The organism is Enterococcus sp. DIV0755b (assembly GCF_051713765.1).
In the GTDB taxonomy this organism is placed as follows: Bacteria; Bacillota; Bacilli; order Lactobacillales; family Enterococcaceae; genus Enterococcus_C; species Enterococcus_C canintestini.
In genome coordinates this window covers 615,493-639,852 of sequence record NZ_JBIOQN010000001.1, presented here as the reverse complement: position 1 = coordinate 639,852, position 24,360 = coordinate 615,493, and the positions used below count along the sequence as shown (strand labels likewise).

The window sequence follows — 24,360 nt, the reverse complement described above, 5'->3', positions numbered from 1 at the left end:
TGCTTCTTTAACACCGTTTATATGTAAAAAAGGAGATGCAATAAAATTTTGTCGCATCTCCTAAGGTAATTTTTACATTTACGCCAAATAATTTTCTAATTACTGGCAATTTTTGAAATAATTAACTTTCAAAATTTTATCTTCTCGCTAAGTTACTGCTGTTTTTTAGTAAAGCGATAAAGAAAAATACTAATAACACCAAATAAGATCCACCCTCCTGTTACGATCCACCAAGAAGACTGACTACTTCCAGTTCTTGGATATTTTTTCGTTTGTGGGTTTTCCTTATTTATTACTTTCCTTGGTGTGTAAGTATTTCTAAATATTGGTTGTTTCTCATACAAAGAAGTTGCCGTCAATTTTCCATTATTATCTGTCACGTTTACCTGAGCGTTGTACTTGGTATTATCATACGTAATTGTGGCATCGCTACCTTTTACTTCGGTAATGGTGTAATCATACGTGCCCGCTTTTTCATAAGACAACGCATCAAAATAGATATTCCCATCACTGTCATTTGTTTTTGTTTGAAGCAGTTTGCCTTCGCTATCACGCAACTCAAACGTGAATTCCCCATTGTTCAAAGCTCTTCCATTTAATTTCTTCTGAGCTGTTAAAACGACACTACCAGTTTTTGGCGTATACGTATTTTCAAATGTTGTATCTCCTTCATACGTAGTTTTGGCCACTAATTGTCCAGATTCATCACTCACCGTTACTTTGGCTTTTATAACTTTTTTATCATACGTAATTGTAGCGTCGGTACCTTTTACTTCGGTAATGGTGTAATCATACGTGCCCGCTTTTTCATAAGATAGTGCATCAAAGTAGACGTTCCCATTACTGTCATTTGTTTTTGTTTGAAGCAGTTTGCCTTCGCTATCACGTAACTCAAACGTAAATTCTCCATTGTTCAAAGCTCTTCCATTTAGTTTCTTCTGAGCTGTTAAAACGACACTACCAGATTTTGGCGTATACGTATTTTCAAATGTTGTATCTCCTTCATACGTAGTTTTGGCTACTAATTGTCCGGATTCATCACTCACCGCTACTTTGGCTTTTACGATTTTTTTATCATACGTAATTGTAGCGTCGGTACCTTTTACTTCAGTAATGGTGTAATCATACGTGCCCGCTTTTTCATAAGACAACGCATCAAAGTAGACGTTCCCATTACTGTCATTTGTTTTTGTTTGAAGTAGTTTGCCTTCGCTATCGCGCAACTCAAACGTGAATTCCCCATTTTTTAACGTCCGGCCATTTAATTTCTTCTGAGCTGTTAAAACGATACTACCAGATTTTGGCGTATACGTATTTTCAAATGTTGTATCTCCTTCATACGCAGTTTTGGCCACTAATTGTCCGGATTCATCACTCACTGTTACTTTGGCTTTTATAACTTTTTTATCATACGTAATTGTGGCATCGCTACCTTTTACTTCGGTAATGGTGTAATCATACGTACCCGCTTTTTCATAAGATAGTGCATCAAAGTAGATATTTCCATTACTGTCATTTGTTTTTGTTTGAAGCAGTTTGCCTTCGCTATCGCGTAACTCAAACGTAAATTCCCCATTGTTCAAAGCTCTTCCATTTAGTTTCTTCTGAGCTGTTAAAACAACACTACCAGATTTTGGCGTATACGTATTTTCAAATGTTGTATTTCCTTCATACGCAGTTTTGGCCACTAATTGTCCGGATTCATCACTCACTGTTACTTTGGCTTTTATAACTTTTTTATCATACGTAATTGTGGCATCGCTACCTTTTACTTCGGTAATGGTGTAATCATACGTACCCGCTTTTTCATAAGATAGTGCATCAAAATAGATATTTCCATCACTGTCATTTGTTTTTGTTTGAAGTAGTTTGCCTTCGCTATCGCGCAACTCAAATTGAAACTCATTGGCTAAAAGATTTCGCCCTGTAAGCCGCTTATCTACGGTAAAACTTGCAGTAGCAATCTTCTTTTGATTCTCCCCGATATATTTCAAGCCTGCACTTTCATCGCCTGTAACCGAAAATTCAAATCCTTTATAATCTAAGCCATCAACATTGTAATCTTTAACTGGTACGGATTGGCCTTGTTCATTTTGGATTGTTAAGGATTTTTGATCATGCGTAGACGATTTCAGCTCTAAAATGACAAAATTTCCAATGCCAATTTGTTCAAACTCTACTATTCCCTCACTATTTGTCTGTTTATTATCAAGAAGAGTGAGCTGATCTCCTGATTTTTTATATAAGCCAAAAGAAACTCCTGGAATTGCTTCTTGCGTTTGTGCATCTCGTTTTTCAAGGCGAACATTGCCTTTTTCTACTGCACCAACAGTACCATTAAAATCTTTATACTCAACAATCGACTCATTACTGTTGACAGAGCTATTACTATATTCGATTCGAGCCGTATTCACAATATCTTGTGAAGCAGTACCTTCTGGAACATTTGTAGAAAATTTGATAATAGGACTCATTACAGGCACGTAATCATTGGCCGCTACACCTAAATCAGAAAAGTAACGATCATAAGCTGTTCTAGTAGTCTCTTTAACAATCTCGGGTACATTTAAACCATCAACTGCTGCATACAAATCACTTTTGGTAAAATTCGCTCGCAATGTACCTGGCAAATCGCCTGCATTAAAATAAAGATAGTCACCGTCATCAGGCGCATTAGCCTCAGCTGTATGCTTATCTTTTGGAAAAATACCATAGCAAGGAGCGGGCGTATTTTTTACTTTTTCTTTAAATTCAGATTCCGTTTCACCGTTTTGATATTCTAGCTTTTTGAAATTCTGCGCGCCTAAAAATTCTCCCGAAATAGCATAAGGAGTACCAGGTTGTAGTTGACCTTGATATTCCACAACTAATGGAAAAGCAACCCAAGGAGATAAGCTACGCACAGTCTGTCCTTTTTGTAGTTCATCAATAAACAACACATTCTTTTTTGTCGCAGCTTGGATATCTGTTATTTTTCCTGTTAAAAAATCAAAAAAGTCACTACGATTGACCCCAATTTCCCAATTAACACGGTTCACATCGTTATTATTTTGCCAACCCCACTTTTCCATATTCCCAGAAGGACGGATGATACCGATTTGATTTCCTCCACCACCTTCTGTAACAGGAATTTCGATTGGACTACTACCGTCAGCTATTTCAATAACAACAGTATCATTTGAAGTAATTCCGCCACCTGCAAAAAATTTTCCATTTTTCAAAGATGCTTTCGATTCAATTTCTTCATTGAATGTGCATTTTATCAAATATTGCCCCTCTGCTTCTTTGATAACTCCCCAACGCCCAATTTCAGTATTCGAACCTTCAAGTTTTAAAGAATAACTGTTTTCCATAGTGGTCTGTATGTCTACCCCACTGATTTTCACTGGTATATAAATGAAATCACCAGCCTTTATTCCCGTAGTATCTGAAATGTTCCAATACACTTCAAGTTGAAATTTATCTCCTTTTTTTACCTCTGTTGCTGATTCATATTCTTTGTCATTAATGAGGATCTTTTTTGAAGTAACGTTAAGCTTTTCACATACGTCTTGCCCTGCCGCTAAAGCATTCATTGGAAATAAAAACTGAATGAGCAATACACCAATCATGAAAAGACTCATACATCTTTTTTTTGCCATAATTCTATCCCCTTTTTCATTTCTAAAATAGTGCATTTTTAATCTCTGATTTTCATAATTGTGTGAAAGTATTAATTGTTCTTATATGAATTAGTCAGACATTCATCTACTCCTACTTGATATCAAATTCTCGCCAAAGAAAAACTCCCATTTCCAATGTCAATCAGCTTTTTTGCCCTCTCCCACTTTAAATTCTCCTCCTTATCTTTTATCGTTGCGTAGTAGATACTGCTACTTTTTACTTTCACTCTGATTGTTTGTTCATGTAAGGCAAAAAGTATCATTTTCCTGATTGAATCGTAACAAAAAAGTGAAATTGAAAAATTAATTTGAAATCGCTTTCAAATAGTTTTGAGGAGCAATTTTAACTACTCTTAAAACATCACGTTTAATTCAACTTTTTTCTGTCCTACAAAAATCACTTCTAATGAATCACGTGAATAATAACGGATATTATTTCAGCTAAAACATTAAAAATTCTGATATACCTTTCATTATTCTTCAAATAGAATTAAAATATATTTGATATTTGATAATAAAATAAGATTATAACTATTAAAAAACCTGAATCATACTGACTCAGGTTCTACTAATTCATTGAGGTGATAATAATGCGCGTTTTCATTATTGATGATCATTTCATCATCCGTCAAAAAGTTGCAAATATTATAACGGCATATTCTTCCTCTGATTTTGAAATTATCGATGTAAAAAATGAAATCCGTTTTTATAAAGAGCTCGACTGCCTCACAATTTTATCTGATGATTTATTCATTATAGATATTAATTTAAATACTTTTTTTACTGGTATTGATTTGGCTGAAAAAATTCGTCAGCGTAATGAATCATGTCCCATCGTGTTTTTAACTATTTATGAAGATAAAGCCGTTACTGTTATTAACCGACAAATTAATGCAGCAGGCTATATCTTAAAAGACCAACCACAACAAGAGATTGAGCAAAAACTCTACTTGTTACTGGACAATCTTTGTAATGATAGTAGTGCTATGAAAGAGACAAAGCTAGCTTTCAGCTGTGGCAGTCACACGTTATTTGTTCCTACTGCACAGATTATGTTCATTTCTATTCTTCCTGGCACTCGCAGTACCTTGCTTGTTCAAACTACAGAGGAACAAGTACTAATTAAAGAACGCTTAAAAGTAATCAAAGCCAAGGTAGTTGGCACCTCTATGATTTGTGATTTAAAATCATTTATTATTAACCCAGATTATGTGAAAAGCGTTTTTACGACAGAAGGATTGATACAATTCACGGATTGGAGCACTTTAGATGTGGGAAAAATTGGCGCCAAGAAAATATTGAAACACTTGAAAGAAGGTGTTTGAGATTAGCATTGCTGAAACCGTCTCACTTTTTTCATTGAATTACATCATCATTTTGTGGTCCATTTTATATGGAAATTTACTTTCAAAAAGAAATACTGTCTTCTTAACGTTATTTCTTTTTATAACTTTCGTGATAGGCATGTTATTTCAAGATAATTTTATCTTTATTAACATCTTACTTTTTTTTATAATCCAATTTTTTATGACAGCAGCCTTCATAAAAGACTTTTCTCTCAGTGCCATTTTTTCTATTTTAGCATTTGGGCTGGTTGCCACAACCTGGTTTGTGACAAATTTTGTTCCGCAATATTTTGACTTATTATATTTTCTTGCAAATGAACAGCGTATTAGTTTACTTATCATCACCCAAGCCATTTTACTATTAATCATTACAAATCTTTTGCGTAATATTAGTGATAAACACCACTTTTGGCAGATGCTCAATTATCAGAGTACGGTCAATTTTAAAAAAGGGATTTTTTTATTTGCGATCTTTTTTTGCTTAGTTATTTTAGAGTATCATCTTATGTTGAAAGGGGCATTTTTCCCTAATCTTTTCATGATTGTCGTTCTTTTCTTAGTCATATTTTTATTATTTTATGCTCTAACAATGAAAAATATCAGCTATCAAAGAAAAGTTGCTGTTGAAAATCTCGAATTAACCTTACAAGAAGAGCAAACTTATTATGAAAAAGCGCGGGAATATCGTCACGACTTCCGTTCCATCCTCGTTTCGTTACAGGCTTACCTTGATACTGACAATCTTTGTGGTGCTAAACAATTTTTAACAGATGTTTTACAAGATAGCGCACAGTATTTTGATAACTATCATTTTTTGCAATTAACAACGGTCAGTAATCCTGCAGTCAAAGGACTATTATTAGACTTTATCGCACGTTGTAAGGAAAAAAATATTCCCGTGACACTTGAAATTAATGATGCCGGCCAAGCTATTCCCATTCCATTGATTGATTTTTTAAGATGCCTTTCAATTGTCATGAACAATGCTTTAGAGAGTACCCAGTCTTTGTCTAAACCAGGCAAGATTCAACTTTCTTATTATACTGATACAAAAGATATTCGCTTTTTAGTAAAAAATAGTGTTACCAAAAAGCCTGATATTACTCAAATATTAAAAAAAGGCAGCACTTCAAAAGTTAATCATGAAGGATTAGGACTGCCATTTATTCAAAAAATGAGTAAAAAATATTCTTGTTTTGATTTTTTCATTTCTAGTACTGATTCAGAGTTTTCTGTTTTGTTGCATTTTATGTTGCACTAAGCTACAAAATTAAATTCGTTTTACTCAAATAAGCTAAAAAAGGTTATGGTAGAGCAGTTAGTTTCAAGTAATAAGATGTAATTTTAAGAAAATTACTGTTCAAGTTTTGACGAAATTCCGTCTTATTTAAAAAGAAGTTGCTTCTTTAACACCGTTTATCCGCAAAAAAGGAGATGCGACAAAAATTTGTCGCATCTCCTTTCTTTTAGCTTAAATTAAATTTGAGCCCAAACACTTTCTAAAATATTGGTTTGGTTGCGGTCTGGCCCGACAGAGAATGTTGAAATGCGGACGCCGACTAGTTCTGAAATGCGACGCACATAATTACGCGCATTTTCTGGTAATTCACTTAAGTCTTTACAATTTGTAATATCTTCAGACCAGCCCGGTAACTCTTCATAGACCGGTTTGCAACGGTTCAATTCTTTTAAGCTGGCTGGGTAATGGTAAATTAATTCGCCATCTAATTCGTAAGCAGTACAAATTTTAACTGTTTCAAGTCCACTCAATACGTCAATAGAGTTTAAGGATAAATTGGTGATCCCTGAAACGCGTTTGCTGTGACGCATCACCACAGAGTCAAACCAACCAACACGTCTTGGACGTCCTGTTGTCGTACCGTATTCACGACCGATTTTGCGAATTTGTTCGCCTGTTTCATCAAATAACTCAGTTGGGAATGGGCCATCGCCGACACGAGAAGTGTAAGCTTTACATACGCCGACTACTTTATTAATTTTAGATGGGCCAACCCCTGAACCGATGGTAACGCCACCGGCAACTGGATTAGATGAGGTTACAAAAGGATAAGTTCCTTGGTCGATATCTAACATAACCCCTTGCGCACCTTCAAATAATACGCGTTTGCCCGCATCTAAAGCGTCATTTAAAATAACAGAAGTATCCGTTACATATTTTTTAATTTCTTGACCATATTGGTAATATTCTTCAAAAATATCATCAAAATTCATGGCGTCGCTGTCAAACATTTTCGTAAATTGACGGTTTTTGTCTTCTAAATTAATCCGTAAACGTTCTGCAAAAATTTCTTTATCCAGTAAGTCGGCAATACGAATCCCCACTCGGGCTGCTTTGTCCATATAAGCTGGGCCAATACCTTTAATCGTGGTACCGATTTTATTATCGCCTTTTGCATCTTCTTGTAATTGGTCTAATTTAATATGATAAGGCAAAATCACATGGGCACGATCAGAAATACGCAAGTTATCCGTTGCTACTCCATGTTCTTTTAAATAAGCTAGTTCTTGCACCAATGATTTCGGGTTCACGACGACGCCGTTTCCGATGACACTGATTTTTTCCCGATAAAAAATACCTGAGGGAATTAAATGTAATTTATAAGTCACACCATCAAATTTAATAGTATGTCCTGCATTATCGCCACCTTGATAACGGGCAATAACTTCTGCATTTTCACTTAAAAAGTCAGTGATCTTTCCTTTTCCTTCGTCGCCCCATTGTGTTCCCACAACTACTACTGATGACATACGAACACCTCATTTTCTTTTATTCAATCCTGAACTATTGTATCAGGTTAACTGGAATTATTCAACTTATTCTCGAATAATGATTTTAATTTTTTCTTCAAATTAACCAAAACACGAACATTAAAAAGAGCCTTCGCCATTTCTAGTATTTTACTTCCAAATTCACTTCTCACCTTTTTAATTTGCTTTATGCGACACAAAAGCATTAAACCCAGCTGACGAACTTTTGCTAAATAGTGCCTTTTTAATAGCAGCCACTGATGCAAGCTAAAAAAATGCTTCAAATCAATAAAAAAGCGTAATTGCCACAAACTCCATTCTTCCTTTTGATAAATCTGCGTTAATTCTGCTTGAAAACAAGCACTTGGAAATTCAGCTGCCGAGCTTAAGCGTACTCTTAATTGAAAACATTTCAATAGTTGTAAATAAATCGTTTCATCAAAACGTTGATCTTGATAATAGTTTTTCATGCGTTTGGTTAGTGTTTTAGCCGTTAAGCCAAAAACTTGTTTTGCATTAAATGGGATATACATCACTTTTTGCTCCTTTTTTTATTGACCTGTATTTCCTCGTTTAGTGTGGTATTGTTACGCTTTTTTTGCGTAATAAATATTACGCAAAAAAGCGCACCGATGATTTTAACCATCTTTCACAAAACGCTGACCTGATTTTTTTATCCTCACCTTAACAACGAAAAAAGCAGCAGTTGTGTCAAAAAACGCCACAAAAGAGGGCAACTTTTTAATGTCAAAATAAAATTAGCCAAAATTATTCCGCCAATTTATTCAAATTTCTTTCGTAAAAAATCAGCCTTGCGACTGATTTTTACTAAAATACTACTTTTTACTTCATCTGTCGTAGTAAACATGCTATTATTATTACGACAGATGAAGTAATTTTAAAAGGTGGTGACACAATGATTTCAAGCGATGGCATTCGCGGTTATAATGACGCGATTATTTTAACAATTTTGGCTGAAGGAGATTCTTATGGCTATGCGATTTCAAAAGAAATTAAAGCCCGCACCGATGAAATTTATGTCATCAAAGAAACGACACTCTATTCCGCTTTTACCCGCTTGGAAAAACAAGGTCTCATTACCGCTTATCCCGGGGAAGTGACCCATGGCAAAAAGCGCACGTATTACGCGATTACCGCTGCCGGAAAAACGGCTTTAGCAGAAAAAATTGCCGAATGGAGTCAGACAAAAAAAGTAGTCGATCGCTTTTTAATTGGTTCATAACACAAGCACTGCCTAATTTTTAACACGTCTGAAAATATATTGTCACAAAACGACTTCAATTTGAGCTGGAAAATAAAAGGTCACCTGACTTCACATCAGATAAACTCCTTAAAATACAGCTATAACTTGAAATATGCACTTTGTTGTTAGCCTGACAAAAATTTTTCAATCCAACTAACAACAATCAAACAAGGAGGAATAAAAATGAAAATTATCGTGGAATATTTAGATAGTTTGTTTTTAAATGTCCCCGTCACGCCGGAAACAAAAAAGGCAAAAGAAGATTTACTGGCATTGATGGAAGATCATTATAACGAATTAATTGCTGAAGGAAAAAATGAACATGAAGCAATCGGGGCGGTAATTACCGAATTTGGCTCAATTGATGAATTACTTGATGAGTTAGGTGTACAGCGGGAAATGCCACAAGCTACTTCAGAGAAAAAGATAGTCCTAGAAAATGAACAATCCCAAAATAGTTTAGATGAAGATTTCAATTTTGATGAAGAAGATTTTTCAAAAGCAGCTTGGCGTGCCAACCACGAAAATTCCGACCAACAAGATTGGGACACTTCAGATTATGCCAAAGAAGATTACGCCAAAAATTATGCCGAGCCAATCACCCTAGACGAAGCTGAAGATTACTGGCGCATGATTCGCCAGTTTGCCCTTTTCATTGCCAGCGGGGTCTTATTGTGTGTCGTAGCGCTCGCTTCACTGATTTTGTTAGCTAATAGAGGTGTAGAAGGTATAGGGTTAGCAAGTTTCTTCTTATTAGTGGCAGTAGCAGTCGGGATGTTTATCACTGCTGGGATGAAATTCACGCGTACCCATAAAGCTTTAGATGATCGACCAATTAAAGAAGAAGTCCGTGCCACCGGTAAAATGTACGCTCAACAATATCATCGTAGTTTTAGCTTGTCACTTGTAGTCGGAATTTTTCTTTGTATTGTTTCGTTTATGCCGATTTTCATTTTTCAATATGCCGAATATTTTGGCGTTGCCTTGTTTTTGATTATCGCCGGCTTAGGTGCTTTTCTAATTATTTATGGCAGTATCGTGCAAACTTATTACAAACGCTTTGATAATGGTTCGATTTTTATTTCCGATGAAGGAGAACCCGGACCAAATGCTCGCCAACATCTATATGGCAAAAATGCGCCCATTGTCGGAATGTTTTCAACCATTTACTGGCCGGTTGTCGTTGTGATTTATTTTATTTGGTCCTTTGTGTTTCATGGTTGGGGATATTCTTGGTTAATTTTTGTTATCGCTGGAATTTTTCAAGACAGCATTTTAAAATATTTCAAAAATAAACGGTAAGACCACTAAAAAGATGCCAAACTTTTAAACAATAAAAACTTTCTAGCAAATGGGTAATGTACTCTGGTTTGCTAGAAAGTTTTTTTGTTAAGATAATCCTCGTAAACAAAGAAATTGATAGAAAATTAGCCCGAATAAATTTGGTTAGATTGCATCATAAGCTTAACCTAAATTGAATTTAAATCTAAAATTCCTGTAAGATTTTCTCTAATACCTTCGCGGATATTATGAGTAACCATGATTAGGGTAATATCTTGATTACTCATAAGGTTACTTTCAATTTCTATGGCGTTATGCTTATCTAGACTTGAGGTTCCTTCATCGAGAAGAACTATTTTCTTACCTCTGATCAAACCGCGAGCTAATGCTAATCGTTGTTTTTGTCCTCCTGAAAGATTCCTCCCATCTTCACCGATATCCGTATTTAAGCCATCTGGTAATGACTTTACATATTCTTTTAAGCCTGCATCTTTTAGCGCAGTCCACAAATCCTCATCAAGAAAATGTTGACCCAATTCAATATTTTCTTGTATAGTCCCCTCAAACATATACGGTGTTTGATCTAAGTATATAATTTCATCTCTGATTTGTTTGTTATTTACGGTCTTCAATTCATTTCCATAAACAGTCACAGAACCAATATAATCTGAAAGTTTCCCATTTAAGATATTAAGTAGTGTTGTTTTTCCACTACCGCTAGCTCCTATTATGGCGTACTTACCGCCAGATTTAAAAATATAGGATAAATTTCGCCAAAGTAATGATTTTCCATAATTATAATTCAAATTTTCTATTTTTATTTCATCATTTTTTATTACAAAAGATTCTTTTGGATTATTATCTACAGTAAGTTGTTCAAATTTTTCAAATATAGGCTGTACCGTCTTCATCTCAACGATAATATTCGTAATATTCCCTAAACCATTAAAAATCTTATTACTTAACGATTCTGTAGCCGTTATTGACCCTATCGACACTACTCTTTGAAAAGCTAAAATACCCGTTAGGACAAGCACTCCTACTTGTCCTATTACATTTCCACTAGCTCCTAAAATCGCACTATACGTTAGTGATTTCATCTGCTTAATTTTTTTATCTGCTAAAGTATCTGATGCTTTTAAAACTTTTTGAGTTAAGACTGATAGTAAATTATAAGCAAATAATGTATCAAATCCCTTAATTACACTTGTAACTGAAATAACAAAATTTTCTTGTTCTTTTGATAATGCGCTCATAGCGATATTTACGTTTTTTTGTACCAACTTAGGTAAAAAAATCGTCACCACAGAAATGACAATAGAAAAAAGAATTATACTCCAATGAAAGAACATAAGTGCTATCGCTGCTAAGACCATCTCAATAATTAAAGTTAACAACGCGTATAGGTTAGTATAACCATTCTGCTCAATTGTTGAAATATCATTCGTCAACCATGAAACAAAGGTTCCGGCTTTATAATTATGATAATTTTGATACGTCATTTTTTCAAAAGATTTGGTAATGTCTTCACGTGTTTTTATTGACATCATTTGAATTACTTTTGCCTCATAGGGAATTCTTATTAATAATGATATGATATAAAAAGACAACAATGAAAATATAATTAACATCGATTGTAAAAAGTCTTCTAAATCCAATGATATTAGCGCGTTAAATGCCCGGGCATTCATAACTCCAGCTAATATTTGACTACACGCACCAAAAGTAATTATAAGAGTCAATATCAGATTTTGCTTCCAATATATTTTCAAATATTTACTCATCGTTTCCCTCCCAAGAAAGTTCTTCATTCAAAATTTTTTCAAAATAATACTGATTTCGTTCAAAAGATTGGAGATATTTCAATAAATAGAATGGCTTTTCGAAATGTATTTGCTGATTTAAAACCTTAACAAAACTATCTAAACGATACTTTGTCAAATCATTAAAATCAATTTGAAATCTTGGTAGGGTGTCCGTAATAACAGCTTTTTCATAGTGAGAAATTGCATAATTTTTAACAAATAAAATCATTTTTGTCTTCAAATAATATTTACATAACTCATGTGAAATCGTTCCTTTCACATTATTTACTTCAAAAAATCTTAGTTCCCATTCCATTACGAACCTTTCATGTTCATAAGGATCATTCGTTATATTCCAAAATACTATATGTAACAGTTCATGAATTTCTCCTATAATTCGTTCAAAGTCACTGCTGTATTGTGTATTAAATACTATCCATTGATCTCGAATAAATATCGTCTTATTTTGTTGCTTTCTATTCAAGCTTTGCTCCGTTATTATGCCGTTTTTATGAACTGAAGCCACACGATTATGTATATCTTCTCCAAAATTCTCTAATATAAATGAAAAGAATCTGTTTATGATTTTTTGCTCATTGTCTTCAGTAAGAGACAAGCTACTAATAACTAATTTTTCTTGTTTAAATTCTGCTATCTGGATAAAATCATTTCTACCTTTTCTTAATAAAAATTCTTTTTCAACCGCAGAGAGACTTGAAGTAACATCGTAGTTTGGATGAATGGAAAGTACATTTCTTTTATTAATTTTAGGAATCCAATGTTCAGTTTTGTTATTTACTTTGCGCTTATAATTCATATTATTTTGAATACTATCCGAAAAATCTTCATACATGATTTTTTCATATTTACCACCAACGAAATATCTATTTTGTAAAAAATCTCCAAATGCAATTTTAGTATCATTAATACTTAAAATTTTGTCAAAAATCAATTTTGATATGGAGAATGCACTGAATATAGAATTGAAAATTGAACCATTATTATCTACAATCCATCTTTTATTGCCAGAAGAAAATTCTTTCAAACTTCTTTGAATTTCCAAGGCTGACTCAATGTTGTCAATCATGTATATATTTTGATTTAATACTCCATATCCACCTTCAATTAAGATCCCGTTAAATTTTTGCTTGATTTTTGCTTCTATTAATCCTATCATCAATGAAATTTGATCTGCCCCATTAATAATATAATCATAGTCATTAAGCTCTACCAACAATTCCAATTCATATATAGACTGTACATATTGGGTAAATATCTTTAATTCCATGTGTCTTCCATATTTTTTTTCCAAACTTCTAACTTTATAATTTCCTATGTCATCATTAGAATAGTTTTGGGCCTCTAAGTTTCGCTTTTCAACTTGGTCACCATCAATTAATGTGAATTTTTTAATACCCAATTTTGAAAGTATTTCTAATACATAACTAGTAGCAGTACCCACTCCGATAATTAATATATTTGTCATTTCAATTTTTTCTTTATAATCTTGAAAGTTAACATTGGGAATAGAATTAATGAATGCTTCGGATCTGCCAATTGAGTGATCCTCCATCCAAATTGCATATTTATTTTTTTCTAAATATTCAATTATCTTCATTTTTTCTTCGTTACTTAATGAATTATAGCTAGCAATTTCCTCGTTAGTCCTTCCTTCTGAAATATACTCTAAAAAGTCAAATACCCCTTCGATATCATCTGTACATAGCTTTCTATTAAGCTCGTCATTTTTTCCGAAAAATTCAATATAATCTTCCTTTAGAATCCAATATAGTTCTGTTTTCAACCTAAATACATTCTTCATCTTATCACTCCTTATTTTAAAAAGAAAAAATAATATGTATAAATATTTGATATTTTCTTTTTTTAAGTATACAATATACACAGCAAATAGAAAAGGGGGGAATGTAATTATGTTAATAATTGAAGAAAAAGTATCTGTTGACGAACAGAACGGAGATACTTATGTAGCAGTCTCAGTATTTAAGTAATTCTTTTCTATTATAAGGAGGTGAGAGCTATGTCTATTATTGAAGAAAAAATTCTAGTTGAAGAGCAAAATGGCGATACTTACGTTGTAGTTTCTGTAGTTAAATAATTCTAAGTCATAAAGTTTATAGCAATAACCAGTTTTCAACTTATATCATACAGATATACATAACTAAATAATATTCATAACTTATTAGGATATATTTACGTTAGTTTTTGGTTGAACAAAAACTATAAACACACGAGCTTCACACGGTTAAATATTTATAGCAAGTGACTTTTTTGAGAACTATTTCCCAAATTAGAAATCACTTGATCAAAATATTTAAAATGGAGAACATAGACATTAGAAATTATAAGAAATGCATTCAAAAATAAGCTAGTAAAAAAACAGTTGCAAGGGTAGCTTCAATTTCTTCTTTTAACTAAAAGTCGAAAAAAGGAAACAGCCTAGCCTGCAACTGTTTTTATTTATAATTAGTGCTATGACAAAAACATTGCCATATTTTTTACATATAAACGGTATTTCTGAAGTATCTTCTTTTCAAATAAGTCAAAATTTCTTTAAACTGTCCCGTTTCTGTTACAACCTCTAATTGTGTTATCCATAACTTGACACTTATCTCACGATTTTTTACTACATGACGTTATTGTTTTGAATCACTTCTTGAATGGCGCAAAGATATTTTTCAGTGCTTTTTACGTGGGCAGCTTCATGCGCTTTGATTTCAGCCAAACGTTGATCGGTTTCTTCTAATTTCACCAATACTTGTTGTAATAACACTGTGATTTGCTCATTATTCATTTTTTAACCCCCAGATTCTAATCTTCCACCGGTAATTCCTCTTTTAGTGTGTCGGTAGTTTTGACCCGATAAAAAATGCCATATAAAATTGCACAAACAACCGGTAAAAAACCTGCCACTAAATAAATGCCTTGGAAAGATAACATGCTGCGTAATTCTCCTAAAATAAATGGTCCAATCCCAAGTCCTAAGTCAAGACCGATAAAATAAGTCGATAGCGCAATCCCAATGCGGTGGTCTTCACTGACTTTTAAACAAATGGCTTGGCCATTTGACATGAAAGTCCCATAGCCTAAACCAATTAAAGCCCCCGCTACTAGTAACATCCAGCTGGCATTGGTGATACTTAAAAGAAATAAACCGCCAGTTAAAAATAAATAACTTGGATACATTACGTAGTTTTCCCCACGTAAGTCAAAAATGCGTCCTGACATTGGCCGAGTGAAAGTAATAATAAGAGCGTAAACCACAAAGAATAGTGAACTAGCACTTACTAAATGAATTTCTTTGGCATAAGAAGATAAAAAAGCCAAGACACTTGAATAAGCTAACCCCATTAAAAAGCCAATAAATGAAATAAAGGCAACTTTCTTTTCCACAAAACTATCAAAAGTCCATTTGGATAATTGTGCGCGATGTTCTGGCGTTAAGACAATATTTTTGACCGGGAAGAAAAAACAAGCAATCGTTGTTAATAAAATTAAAACGATGGAGAAAATAATAATGAAATAGAAATTGGTGGTATTTAAAAGTACCATCCCGATTAACGGACCAATCGCAGCCGCTAAACTAGTTGATAACCCATAATAATTAATGCCCTCTCCGTATTTTGATTTGGGAATATAGGCGGTCACAATTGCATTAGTCGCGGTTGAAACCGTTCCATAAGCAAAACCGTTTAACAAGCGAATCAGATACATCATGCCAATAGTCGGCATGTAAAGATAGGCAATCATCGTGACCAAATAAAATAATGCACCGTAACGCAGTACCGCTTTACGGCCCCATAGTTCAAGAGTTTTCCCAATAATTAAACGGGCTAATAATGTTCCTAAGATATAAATACCTGTCGCTAATCCCGCTTGTCCTAACGTCGCATGGAGATTATCTTGGGCGATGACGGCCATAATTACCACTAACAAATAATAAACCAAATAAACAATAAAATTAATGAGGGTGATACTGATAAAGCCCTTATTGAATAATTTTTCTTCCTTGTGTTCCAACGAATTTCCTCCTAGAATTTTACAGTCTAGCTCTTCAAAAATAGAAAATGACTGTTTAAATGTTTCGGTGGCATAGTTTTAGTTGCCTACTTCCACCCTGCGTGAAAAAGATCTAATTCCTTTGGTTATTAAAAAACAATCTTCCTGTTTATATTGCTTTAAAACTAATTACGTAATGCGTTAAGCAAAAGATTCGGCTAAATTAGAAGTAAAGGCGACTTCTACTTGGTTGCCACTACGCAAATGTTCTAATTTTGCTTCTACTTCGCGGTAATTTGAAGGGTAGCGATCGACTAAAAGACTAATAAATAAATCCCGCACCGCCATAAACTCTTGCATAAAAGCAGTAAATTCTTGGCTTTCTTCTTTACTTACTTCCAGTTTCCAAAATAAAGCATCTTGATAGGCGTCATTTAAGAAAATTAACGCCTGATCTTTTTCAAATCGCGCTTGATATGCTGCATCCAAACGTTCAAAAATCATTTCTTGCCATTCTTTCATGAAAATTTCCTTCTTTCTTTTCCTTGTGGGACTTAGTATAGCCAGCAACAGCAAAGAAAAAATGCGATTTTGTGATAAAAAAAAGTTTAAAATAAAATATAAAAACAAAAAACATTAACATTTGTTATTGTTTTTCCTACTTTTATCAGTTTAAATAAAGCTAACTATGTTTTCTGAAAAAAAATGAAAAATTGCACAAAAGAGGGTAAGGAGCGTTTGCTTAGATGGATAATCGCGTGTTGGAGGAGTATTTGCAAGCTCATGATTTTCCGGTAGTGGTTAAGGAAAAGAAAAAATATTTAACTTATGAAGGATTACAAGATTCAAATGTCTACATTTTAAAAAGTGGCACAATTAAAACCAGCGTCATCTCCCGTGATGGCCGAGAGTTCAATCTGCGCTACATCAATAGTTTAGAAATTGTCTCATTATTAAAAGATGAATATTCCCAATTTATTGATGCTCCTTTTAACATTCGCGTTGAATCCTGCAAAGCAGAACTTTATCAAATTGATCGAGTCCAATTTTGGAAAGACATCAACCAAAATCTAGACTTGCAGCTTTTTGTCAAAGATTATTACCGAGTGCGGCTGCTTCACTCCATGAAACGCATGCAGCAAATGTTAATGAACGGCAAATTTGGTGCTGTTTGTACGCAAATATATGAACTATACGATACTTTTGGTGTCAAAACGTCAGATGGCTTACTGATCGATTTTGTCGTCACCAACGAAGAAATTGCTCACTTTTGTGGTATTGCTTCAGCTAGTAGCGTCAATCGCATGATGCAGCAGCTAAAAGATATGGGAGCAATCACTATTAAAAAACGCAAAATTCTTATTTTAGATCTTGAAATTATTAAAGATAATATTATTTTTTAGCCAAGCGCAAATTTTTTCAAGCAAATACTAAAAGATGTTGTGACAGAAGCGACTAGCATCACGAAATAAGACGGAATTTCTGAAAATTGTTTTTCAAATTTTAGGAAATTCCGTCTTATTTAAGAAGAAGCTGCTTTGAAGTGCGTCCCAAAAGTTAGATTTTCTGGTCTAACTTAGAGGGCGCACTTCACTTTTGTCACACAGTTTATTCAAAAAAAGAAGATGTAACAAGACTTTTGTCACATCCTCTGAGATATATTCGAACTTTCTTTCACTTCTCACTATAATCCAAAAAAATGAAAATAGAGGGAAGAATCAGTCGTCACTGACTCTTCCCTCTAATCTTAGTATGTTTATTTTGCCCTATTTTAATTCATGTTTTAAAACGGACAATTGCTATCTCTTAACGATCTTTTTCCAATTCTTTTGCGATTGCTGTTGTTGTCTCCTTTTTAGGTTCTGCGTTTTCAGCTACCCGCAAAGCTTCCAAGTGTTCCAATTTCACATGTAATTCTGCAATTCTATCCGTCAATTCTTGGTGCATATCTTCATGACGGCGCTGCATTTTATCCATCCGCGAACGGACCACCACACCATTTCCCGCTGCAATGGAAGCTCCTAAGGCACTTAACACATTCGTATAATTGCCCAAAATCAGTTGTACATTGTTATCTGGTGATAAAGTGTGAATTGCTGGTACTATCTTTGTAATAAAGGCAAAAATAACCAGATAAAAAAACAAAAATAAATAGATGAAGATTGAAATTTTACTCGCTAGTAGCGCCGGAATTTTTTGCAATATTTTTTCCATTAGACTCTCCTTTACCTACACTATTTTTAGTTTAGCAGAAAACTTTCCAATTGCTTTAGTTAATCCCTTCCTAAAAATGCGTTCTTCTTTCAAAAATAGTATACTAAAGGAGAACACCATGTTATCTTTTGTGTAATAATCAGCTAACACTATTAATTAGGAGGTATTTGGGATGCTTATGTTCGTATTAGGTCTTTTATTATTATTTTACCCTTTGGCACAAATTCCTAACATGATGAAACGTAAACAAAGTACAGGACGTTTTTTTTCTACCGACAATCGTATTCTTGTAGCCAAAAATGAAAATATGGGCAACAACTTGAACTCAAAAAATATTTATGGTTTTTTTATTAACCTTATTGTGTCGTTATTTTTAATCGGTTTTGGTCTTTATTTGACACTGCATTAATTTGTACTACTTATTTCAAAAGAAAAGAGGTCTTCCATGACAAAAATTAAATTAAAAAAAGTAATGCCTCCTAAAAGAGACAACGAGGCAAAAATTTATCAGTTGACCGACGAAACAATGCTAGGTCGTAAAGAAAAAGTCTTAGCCCAAATGCGGGCAGAAAAACTCGATAGCCTGATTATTTATTGCGATTTAGAGCACGGTGGAAACTTTGCTTACTTAACCGGTTTTGTGACACGTTTTGAAGAAAGCTTACTCATTTTGCACCAAGATGGTACCGCTTTTTTTGTGGCGGGCAATGAGAATTTAAAACTAAATCAACACAGCCGTATCTCAGCAACATTGCTGCATTATCCTCAATTTTCTTTACCTGACCAGCCAATGGCAGGTGAAAAAACACTGACAACTGTTTTACAGGAGGCAAAAATTTCTGATTCAAAAGCAAGCATTGGTATTGTTGGCTGGAAAATGTTTACCACTACCAATGAAAATAATCGCCAAATTTTTGATGTTCCTCACTTTATCGTCACAGCCGTCAAAAAAGCTGCTCCTAACAGTAAGATTGAAAACCGCAGTGACCTTTTCATTGATCCTCAAAAAGGCGTACGATCTATAAATAACGCTAACGAAATTGCCTATTATGAATTTGGCTCAAGTTTAGCTTCTGACTGCGTTTTAAATGCTCTGGATGCTGTTGCGATTGACAAAACTGAAATGGAAATCGGTACTCATTTGACCCGTTACGGACAAACACCAAATGTTATGCCCATCGCAGCTACCGGCGAGCGTTTTTCTCACGCCTTTATTTCGCCGACTGATAAAAAAGTACAATTGGGCGATAAGATGTCACTAACAACAGGCTTTAAAGGTGGATTAGCAAGTCGCAGTGGCTATGCTGTTCATAATGAGAACCAATTACCCCAAGATCAGACTGATTATTTAGAAAAAGTTGCCAAACCTTACTTTAATGCGGTGACAACTTGGCTCGAAAAAATCGAACTTGGCATGACCGGTGGGCAATTATATCAAATGATTGAAGCCGTTTTGCCTAAAGAAACTTACCATTGGCACTTAAACCCTGGACACTTAACTGCAGACGAAGAGTGGTTATCATCTCCTGTCAAAAAAAATTCACCGCATCCGCTAACCTCTGGTATGCTCTTGCAAATTGATATTATCCCATCTGTTTCGGGTTATGCCGGTGCTAGTTGTGAAAATGGGATTGCCTTAGCCGACAGCAAATTGCGCCAAGAATTAGCGGCAAATTATCCAACTGTCTGGCAACGCATAAAAGCTCGCCAAGAATACATTCGCCAAGAACTTAACATTGCCTTGCCTGATCACGTATTACCATTATCCAGTGGCGTGGCCTTTTATACGCCATTTTTCTTAGCCAAAGATCTGGCTTTTGTAAAAGAATAAGAAACATTCTTTATAACCAAAAATAACTCGCTCAAAACTATCCAACTAAGCTGGTTTTGCGCGGGTTATCTTTTTAAATTTATTTTTCTGTTATTTGGAGTGGATAGCTAATCTTCGCCTTAATTATACTAAAAACACGTAAGAAAGCTGAAATCATCGGCCCCAGAGCAAAAATTGCAAAAATAGTACCAATTCCTATTGATCCTCCTAATAAAAAACCTATTAAGACAATAGTAAAATCAATTAAGATTCGACTATACTTCAACGAGAATTGTAATTTATCACAAAGACAAAACATAATTCCTTCAACTGGGCCCGCTCCTAAATCTGCTCTTAAATAGATGGCTGTTCCTAGAGCCATTAAAGTGAAGCCTAAAAGTAAATAAATAAAATTTATTATTGCAGGACGACTGTTTTCAAATTGCACAAAATTAGCACAAAAAGAAATTGCTTCCCCAAATAAAAGAGTATTAATGAGACTGCCAACTCCTAATAACTCTTTTTTGTAAATAAAAGTACTCAGTAAAAACAAAAGACTTAATAGCTGACTCCAACGACCAAAAGGGATAGTCGTATGTTGTAATAAGCCTAAAATTAATGTGCTCACAGAATCAGAACCTAAGTTAGCCGTAACAATGAGTTGTACACCAAAACCTGCAATTACAGTTCCTAGGCATACAATTATGATTCGTTTCCAAATATTATTCATCCGCATCCACCAATACTTTTAATTTTAAAATGAATTCTGTAAAGTCATCGGTAGCTGCCAATTGTTTGACGTTAACTGGCTCAGAAACTATTTCAATAAACATTTCAAAGAATTCATTGAACTCTTTACTTTCTGCTTGCGCAATGGCAACCAGTGCTACCATTTCCACAGAATAATTGCACCAGCGTATATTTTCTTGTAATGTCATTACTGAAATCGCACTCTTTTGTGCGTTTTGTTCAATGGAATGTGGAACGGCAATCCCTGATGGAAAGCTTGTCGGCGACATTGCTTCTCTTTTTTCCATCGTTTTAGAAAATTCTGAGTCGACAAAACCTGACACAAACATTTTTTGAAACATTTTTTGTCGAATAGCTTCTGGTGTGCTATCACTAGGGTCAAACTGACCAATATAAAGTTCTTCTACCATGAAGCGATCAATATAACTGAACATTTTTTGACGCCAACAACTTTTTTTCTTCGCTGTGACTCGCTTTTGCACTTTCTCCAAATCTTTTCGAGTTAAGATGGGATGAACGTATACGGCCCCATTAACTTCTACTGCTTTTTCCCGATCTGAGGTTAAATAAACATCACAATTTTGTATATCATTTAATTGATTTTTTACATCTACAATGGTGATATCTTTTTCTAAAGCATTACGTAGATTTTTAATATTCGTTGTTTCAAAATCGTGATAATCATTTACATCAACTAATACTCTTAATTTAGGCCCGCTATCTTTTTTACTTTCTAAATAAGCACCAATATGCAAAGCGATAAAAGAAATTTCATCATCATTAAACCAAATCGCCAATTTTTCTTGTAATAACATCGAAATATAGACCGCAATATCGTAAGTTAAAGGGTAGGCTGTTTTAATATCTAATAAACTACTATTACGAGTAAAGCGTTCATATTGCGAGCGATCATATAAACTTTGCAAATGAATAGCGAGTTTATTAAAAAAAGCTTCATCTTGTAAATCAATAAGATAAGTTTCTTTTACGTCACTTAATACTTCTTGCAAAACTTTAATAAAACGCAATTCAACAAATTCTGATAATTTACTTTCTTTATGAGTTGTTAAGTATTCATTTTGTAGCCCTACAAATAGTAACGCTAATTGCTGAATTTCAGAATCTGAAAAATCAATTTGATAAAAATGGGCGAGAATATCTGTAATTTCTTTACTTATTTGGTATTCAGTAGAATGAATGTTTAACGGATAATCTTTAATAATTTTCAAGTTATTTCCTTGACAAATCCGTTCAATACTAATAGCAAAGTGTAAGACAATATTATTCATGGAATATTGATTTATTTTTATTTGGTTCAGTGCTAAAACATCTCGAATTCTTCGTTCTAAATCTGCTAAAGAGATTTCACCAATCATATCTTGAATGTGATACTTAAGCTTTTCTTGGTAGTCTCCTTCATCATAGAGTAATGAAATCATATATCGTCTTTTATCACGTTCAGAACCTGCTAAATAAATTCTATTATCACTGATGGTGACTTTTAAATTCTTTGTTTGCATTTCTTGTCGCAAGGCCTGAATATCATTTTTCAACGTGGATTCTGAAATATACAGTTTCTCAGCTAAATCATAAAGATCTATTCCGGCTGCTGTGCTTTTGAGTAGCAATAAAAATAATTGTGCCTTACGATCTTCTTTTGTATCATCCAAATCAGGTTTTAACAAACTCTTCTTATTTTCATCAATGCGATAACCTTGCGTACTAGAAAGAATTTGTTGCTCTTCTTCATTCAATTTAGCTACTTGATTGCGTATAGTCCGAGTAGTACAACCACAAAATTTTGCTAGTTCGCCTGCAGTCACCCAACGTTTTTGATTTTTTGTGAGATACGCAACAATATCTTTTTGTCTTTTGGTGGCCACTTTTTTCAACTCCTCTAGCATCTACTTTGCAGAAAATTTTGCTTTTTAATACTTTAAAAAGGTGGATACGCAAGTCTAAGACTCGTATCCCACCTATCAATTGCTTTAATTTATAGTTTTTCCCCATTAGATGAAATAACATCTTTATACCAGTAAAAACTATCTTTTTTGATCCGCTCGCCACTACCTTTTCCCTCGTTATCAAGGTCAACATAGATAAAACCATACCGCTTTTCCATTTGCGCAGATGAACAACTAATGATATCAATTGGACCCCACGCACAGTAAGCAATTACTGCTACACCGTCATACATAGCCCGTTTTATTTGATCAATATGGCTTGCTAAATATGAAATTCGGTAATCATCATGAATGTGGCCATCTTCTAGTTGGTCATACATGCCAAAGCCATTTTCTGCAATAATAATTTCTTTGCCATAACGATCCCAATATTGTGATAATGAATTATATAATCCCTTAGGATCCACTGCCCAGCCCCAAGGATTTGCTTTTAAGTTGGGATTTGGTGTCACAGATGCTGGATTCATATCATTTTTCTTTGCATCCACCATTTGAGAGTAATAATAAGAAATTGCAAGGTAGTCCATCGTATTTTCTTTTAATATTTCTTTATCTTCTGCAGTAATATCAATATGAATATTGTTTTCTGCAAAATAGTTCAAAGCATATTGTGGATATTCGCCTCGAAACTGTACATCTGTATAAAAATATTCCATGCGATTACGGCGTAAAGCCAAATTAACATCATCAGGATCACAAGAAAATGGATATGCCGTACAATCTGCGACCATTGTGCCAATTTGCATAGCTGGATTTACTTTTTTGCCGTATTCATAGATTTTGGCACTAGCAACAAATTGATTGTGGACCGCCTGATAACTTGCTTCTTCATAATTATCTACCGTATCATAAGGAATTGCAGTTGAATTGAAAGGTTCAAATTGGATCAAATTAATTTGATTGATTACAATCCAATATTTCACTTTATCTTTGTAGCGATCCAAAATTGTTTTGCCATATTTTACAAATAAGTCGATGACAGCACGATTATTCCACCCACCATATTTTAAAGTGATTTCCACGGGTGTTTCATAATGTAACATCGTAATAATTGGCTCCATACCTAATTCACGTATCTTATCAATCAACGCATCATAATAAGCCAGACCTGCTTCATTTGGCTCTGTTTCTTCACCGGTAGGAAAAATGCGTGTCCAATCAATCGATGTTCGAAACGTTTTAAAACCCATTTCTGCTAATAAAGCTAAATCTTCAGGATAGGTATGATAAAAATCGATTCCATGCCGTTTTGGATAATACCCTTTTTCATCTACCATATTTGCTTTAACTTGAGCCAATGACATTCCTTTATGTTGTTCGGCGGAAATTTCCTCATTTGTTTTATCTGGATAGTATAAATGTAAGTCAGCTAAGCTAACTCCTTTACCAGCTACCTTATAAGCACCTTCTGCTTGATTAGCCGCAATGGCTCCTCCCCATAAAAAATCTTTTGGAAATTTATATTCTGAAAACATTGA

General features: G+C 34.1%; 19 protein-coding genes. 7 read left to right on the top strand and 12 right to left on the bottom strand.

The window, feature by feature from the left end; all coding sequences use genetic code 11:
• Positions 1–152: 152 nt before the first annotated feature.
• Entirely contained in the window at positions 153–3,641 is a 3,489-nt protein-coding gene (locus tag IGI65_RS03130; protein WP_438773201.1) for a Spy0128 family protein, read from the bottom strand.
• A 611-nt stretch (positions 3,642–4,252) separates the two neighbouring features.
• On the opposite strand from IGI65_RS03130, the gene IGI65_RS03125 reads away from it, so the two are divergent.
• Positions 4,253–4,987 (top strand): LytR/AlgR family response regulator transcription factor, encoded by a 735-nt coding sequence (locus IGI65_RS03125; RefSeq protein WP_438773200.1) that lies wholly within the window; start codon positions 4,253–4,255, stop codon positions 4,985–4,987.
• A gap of 526 nt (positions 4,988–5,513) precedes the next feature.
• Entirely contained in the window at positions 5,514–6,269 is a 756-nt protein-coding gene (locus IGI65_RS03120) for a sensor histidine kinase (protein ID WP_438773199.1), read from the top strand.
• Between the two features lie 215 nt (positions 6,270–6,484).
• Here the strand turns inward: IGI65_RS03120 and IGI65_RS03115 are convergent, their stop codons facing one another.
• Positions 6,485–7,777 carry an adenylosuccinate synthase gene (locus tag IGI65_RS03115; protein ID WP_071865278.1) on the bottom strand — a complete coding sequence of 431 codons (1,293 nt, stop codon included), beginning with the start codon at positions 7,775–7,777 and terminating at the stop codon, positions 6,485–6,487.
• Between the two features lie 47 nt (positions 7,778–7,824).
• Positions 7,825–8,310: a hypothetical protein gene (locus tag IGI65_RS03110; protein WP_438773198.1), complete on the bottom strand. Its 486-nt coding sequence runs from the start codon at positions 8,308–8,310 to the stop codon at positions 7,825–7,827.
• Between the two features lie 383 nt (positions 8,311–8,693).
• On the opposite strand from IGI65_RS03110, the gene IGI65_RS03105 reads away from it, so the two are divergent.
• Both IGI65_RS03105 and IGI65_RS03100 read left to right on the top strand, forming a co-directional pair.
• Positions 8,694–9,020 (top strand): PadR family transcriptional regulator, encoded by a 327-nt coding sequence (locus tag IGI65_RS03105; protein WP_016173204.1) that lies wholly within the window; start codon positions 8,694–8,696, stop codon positions 9,018–9,020.
• A gap of 204 nt (positions 9,021–9,224) precedes the next feature.
• Positions 9,225–10,343: a permease prefix domain 1-containing protein gene (locus IGI65_RS03100; protein WP_095006905.1), complete on the top strand. Its 1,119-nt coding sequence runs from the start codon at positions 9,225–9,227 to the stop codon at positions 10,341–10,343.
• 167 nt (positions 10,344–10,510) lie between these two features.
• On the opposite strand, the gene IGI65_RS03095 is transcribed toward IGI65_RS03100, so the two are convergent.
• The 5 genes from IGI65_RS03095 to IGI65_RS03075 form a co-directional block, all read right to left on the bottom strand.
• Positions 10,511–12,106: an ATP-binding cassette domain-containing protein gene (locus tag IGI65_RS03095; protein WP_095006906.1), complete on the bottom strand. Its 1,596-nt coding sequence runs from the start codon at positions 12,104–12,106 to the stop codon at positions 10,511–10,513.
• On the bottom strand, positions 12,099–13,949 hold the full coding sequence (locus tag IGI65_RS03090) for a ThiF family adenylyltransferase (protein ID WP_438773197.1): 1,851 nt from the start codon (positions 13,947–13,949) through the stop codon (positions 12,099–12,101). Before IGI65_RS03090 ends, IGI65_RS03095 begins: the two co-directional genes overlap by 8 nt.
• A gap of 822 nt (positions 13,950–14,771) precedes the next feature.
• Complete coding sequence (locus IGI65_RS03085; RefSeq protein WP_169818350.1) at positions 14,772–14,939, bottom strand: hypothetical protein; 168 nt, start codon at positions 14,937–14,939, stop codon at positions 14,772–14,774.
• 17 nt (positions 14,940–14,956) lie between these two features.
• A complete protein-coding gene (locus IGI65_RS03080) occupies positions 14,957–16,165 on the bottom strand; it encodes an MFS transporter (protein ID WP_071865280.1) in 1,209 nt (402 codons plus the stop codon).
• Positions 16,166–16,345: 180 nt separating this feature from the next.
• On the bottom strand, positions 16,346–16,666 hold the full coding sequence (locus IGI65_RS03075) for a hypothetical protein (protein ID WP_071865281.1): 321 nt from the start codon (positions 16,664–16,666) through the stop codon (positions 16,346–16,348).
• Positions 16,667–16,890: 224 nt separating this feature from the next.
• Between IGI65_RS03075 and IGI65_RS03070 the strand changes: the two genes are divergently transcribed.
• Positions 16,891–17,547, top strand: a complete 657-nt coding sequence (locus IGI65_RS03070; RefSeq protein WP_071865282.1) for a Crp/Fnr family transcriptional regulator — start codon at positions 16,891–16,893, stop codon at positions 17,545–17,547.
• A 403-nt stretch (positions 17,548–17,950) separates the two neighbouring features.
• Here the strand turns inward: IGI65_RS03070 and IGI65_RS03065 are convergent, their stop codons facing one another.
• Positions 17,951–18,358, bottom strand: a complete 408-nt coding sequence (locus IGI65_RS03065) for a hypothetical protein (protein ID WP_438773196.1) — start codon at positions 18,356–18,358, stop codon at positions 17,951–17,953.
• 172 nt (positions 18,359–18,530) lie between these two features.
• On the opposite strand from IGI65_RS03065, the gene IGI65_RS03060 reads away from it, so the two are divergent.
• Together IGI65_RS03060 and IGI65_RS03055 are read left to right on the top strand one after the other, a co-directional pair.
• Positions 18,531–18,767, top strand: coding sequence for a hypothetical protein (locus tag IGI65_RS03060; RefSeq protein WP_438773195.1), 237 nt, complete (start codon positions 18,531–18,533; stop codon positions 18,765–18,767).
• 36 nt (positions 18,768–18,803) lie between these two features.
• Positions 18,804–20,189 carry a M24 family metallopeptidase gene (locus IGI65_RS03055; protein WP_438773194.1) on the top strand — a complete coding sequence of 462 codons (1,386 nt, stop codon included), beginning with the start codon at positions 18,804–18,806 and terminating at the stop codon, positions 20,187–20,189.
• A 79-nt stretch (positions 20,190–20,268) separates the two neighbouring features.
• On the opposite strand, the gene IGI65_RS03050 is transcribed toward IGI65_RS03055, so the two are convergent.
• The 3 genes from IGI65_RS03050 to IGI65_RS03040 form a co-directional block, all read right to left on the bottom strand.
• A complete protein-coding gene (locus IGI65_RS03050; RefSeq protein ID WP_438773193.1) occupies positions 20,269–20,898 on the bottom strand; it encodes a YczE/YyaS/YitT family protein in 630 nt (209 codons plus the stop codon).
• Positions 20,891–22,801, bottom strand: coding sequence for a BglG family transcription antiterminator (locus IGI65_RS03045; protein ID WP_438773192.1), 1,911 nt, complete (start codon positions 22,799–22,801; stop codon positions 20,891–20,893). The genes IGI65_RS03050 and IGI65_RS03045 overlap by 8 nt, the downstream gene beginning before the upstream one ends.
• 110 nt (positions 22,802–22,911) lie before the next feature.
• The gene (locus IGI65_RS03040) at positions 22,912–24,357 is read right to left on the bottom strand and encodes a glycoside hydrolase family 1 protein (protein WP_438773191.1); all 1,446 of its coding nucleotides are present in this window, start codon (positions 24,355–24,357) and stop codon (positions 22,912–22,914) included.
• Positions 24,358–24,360: the final 3 nt, after the last annotated feature.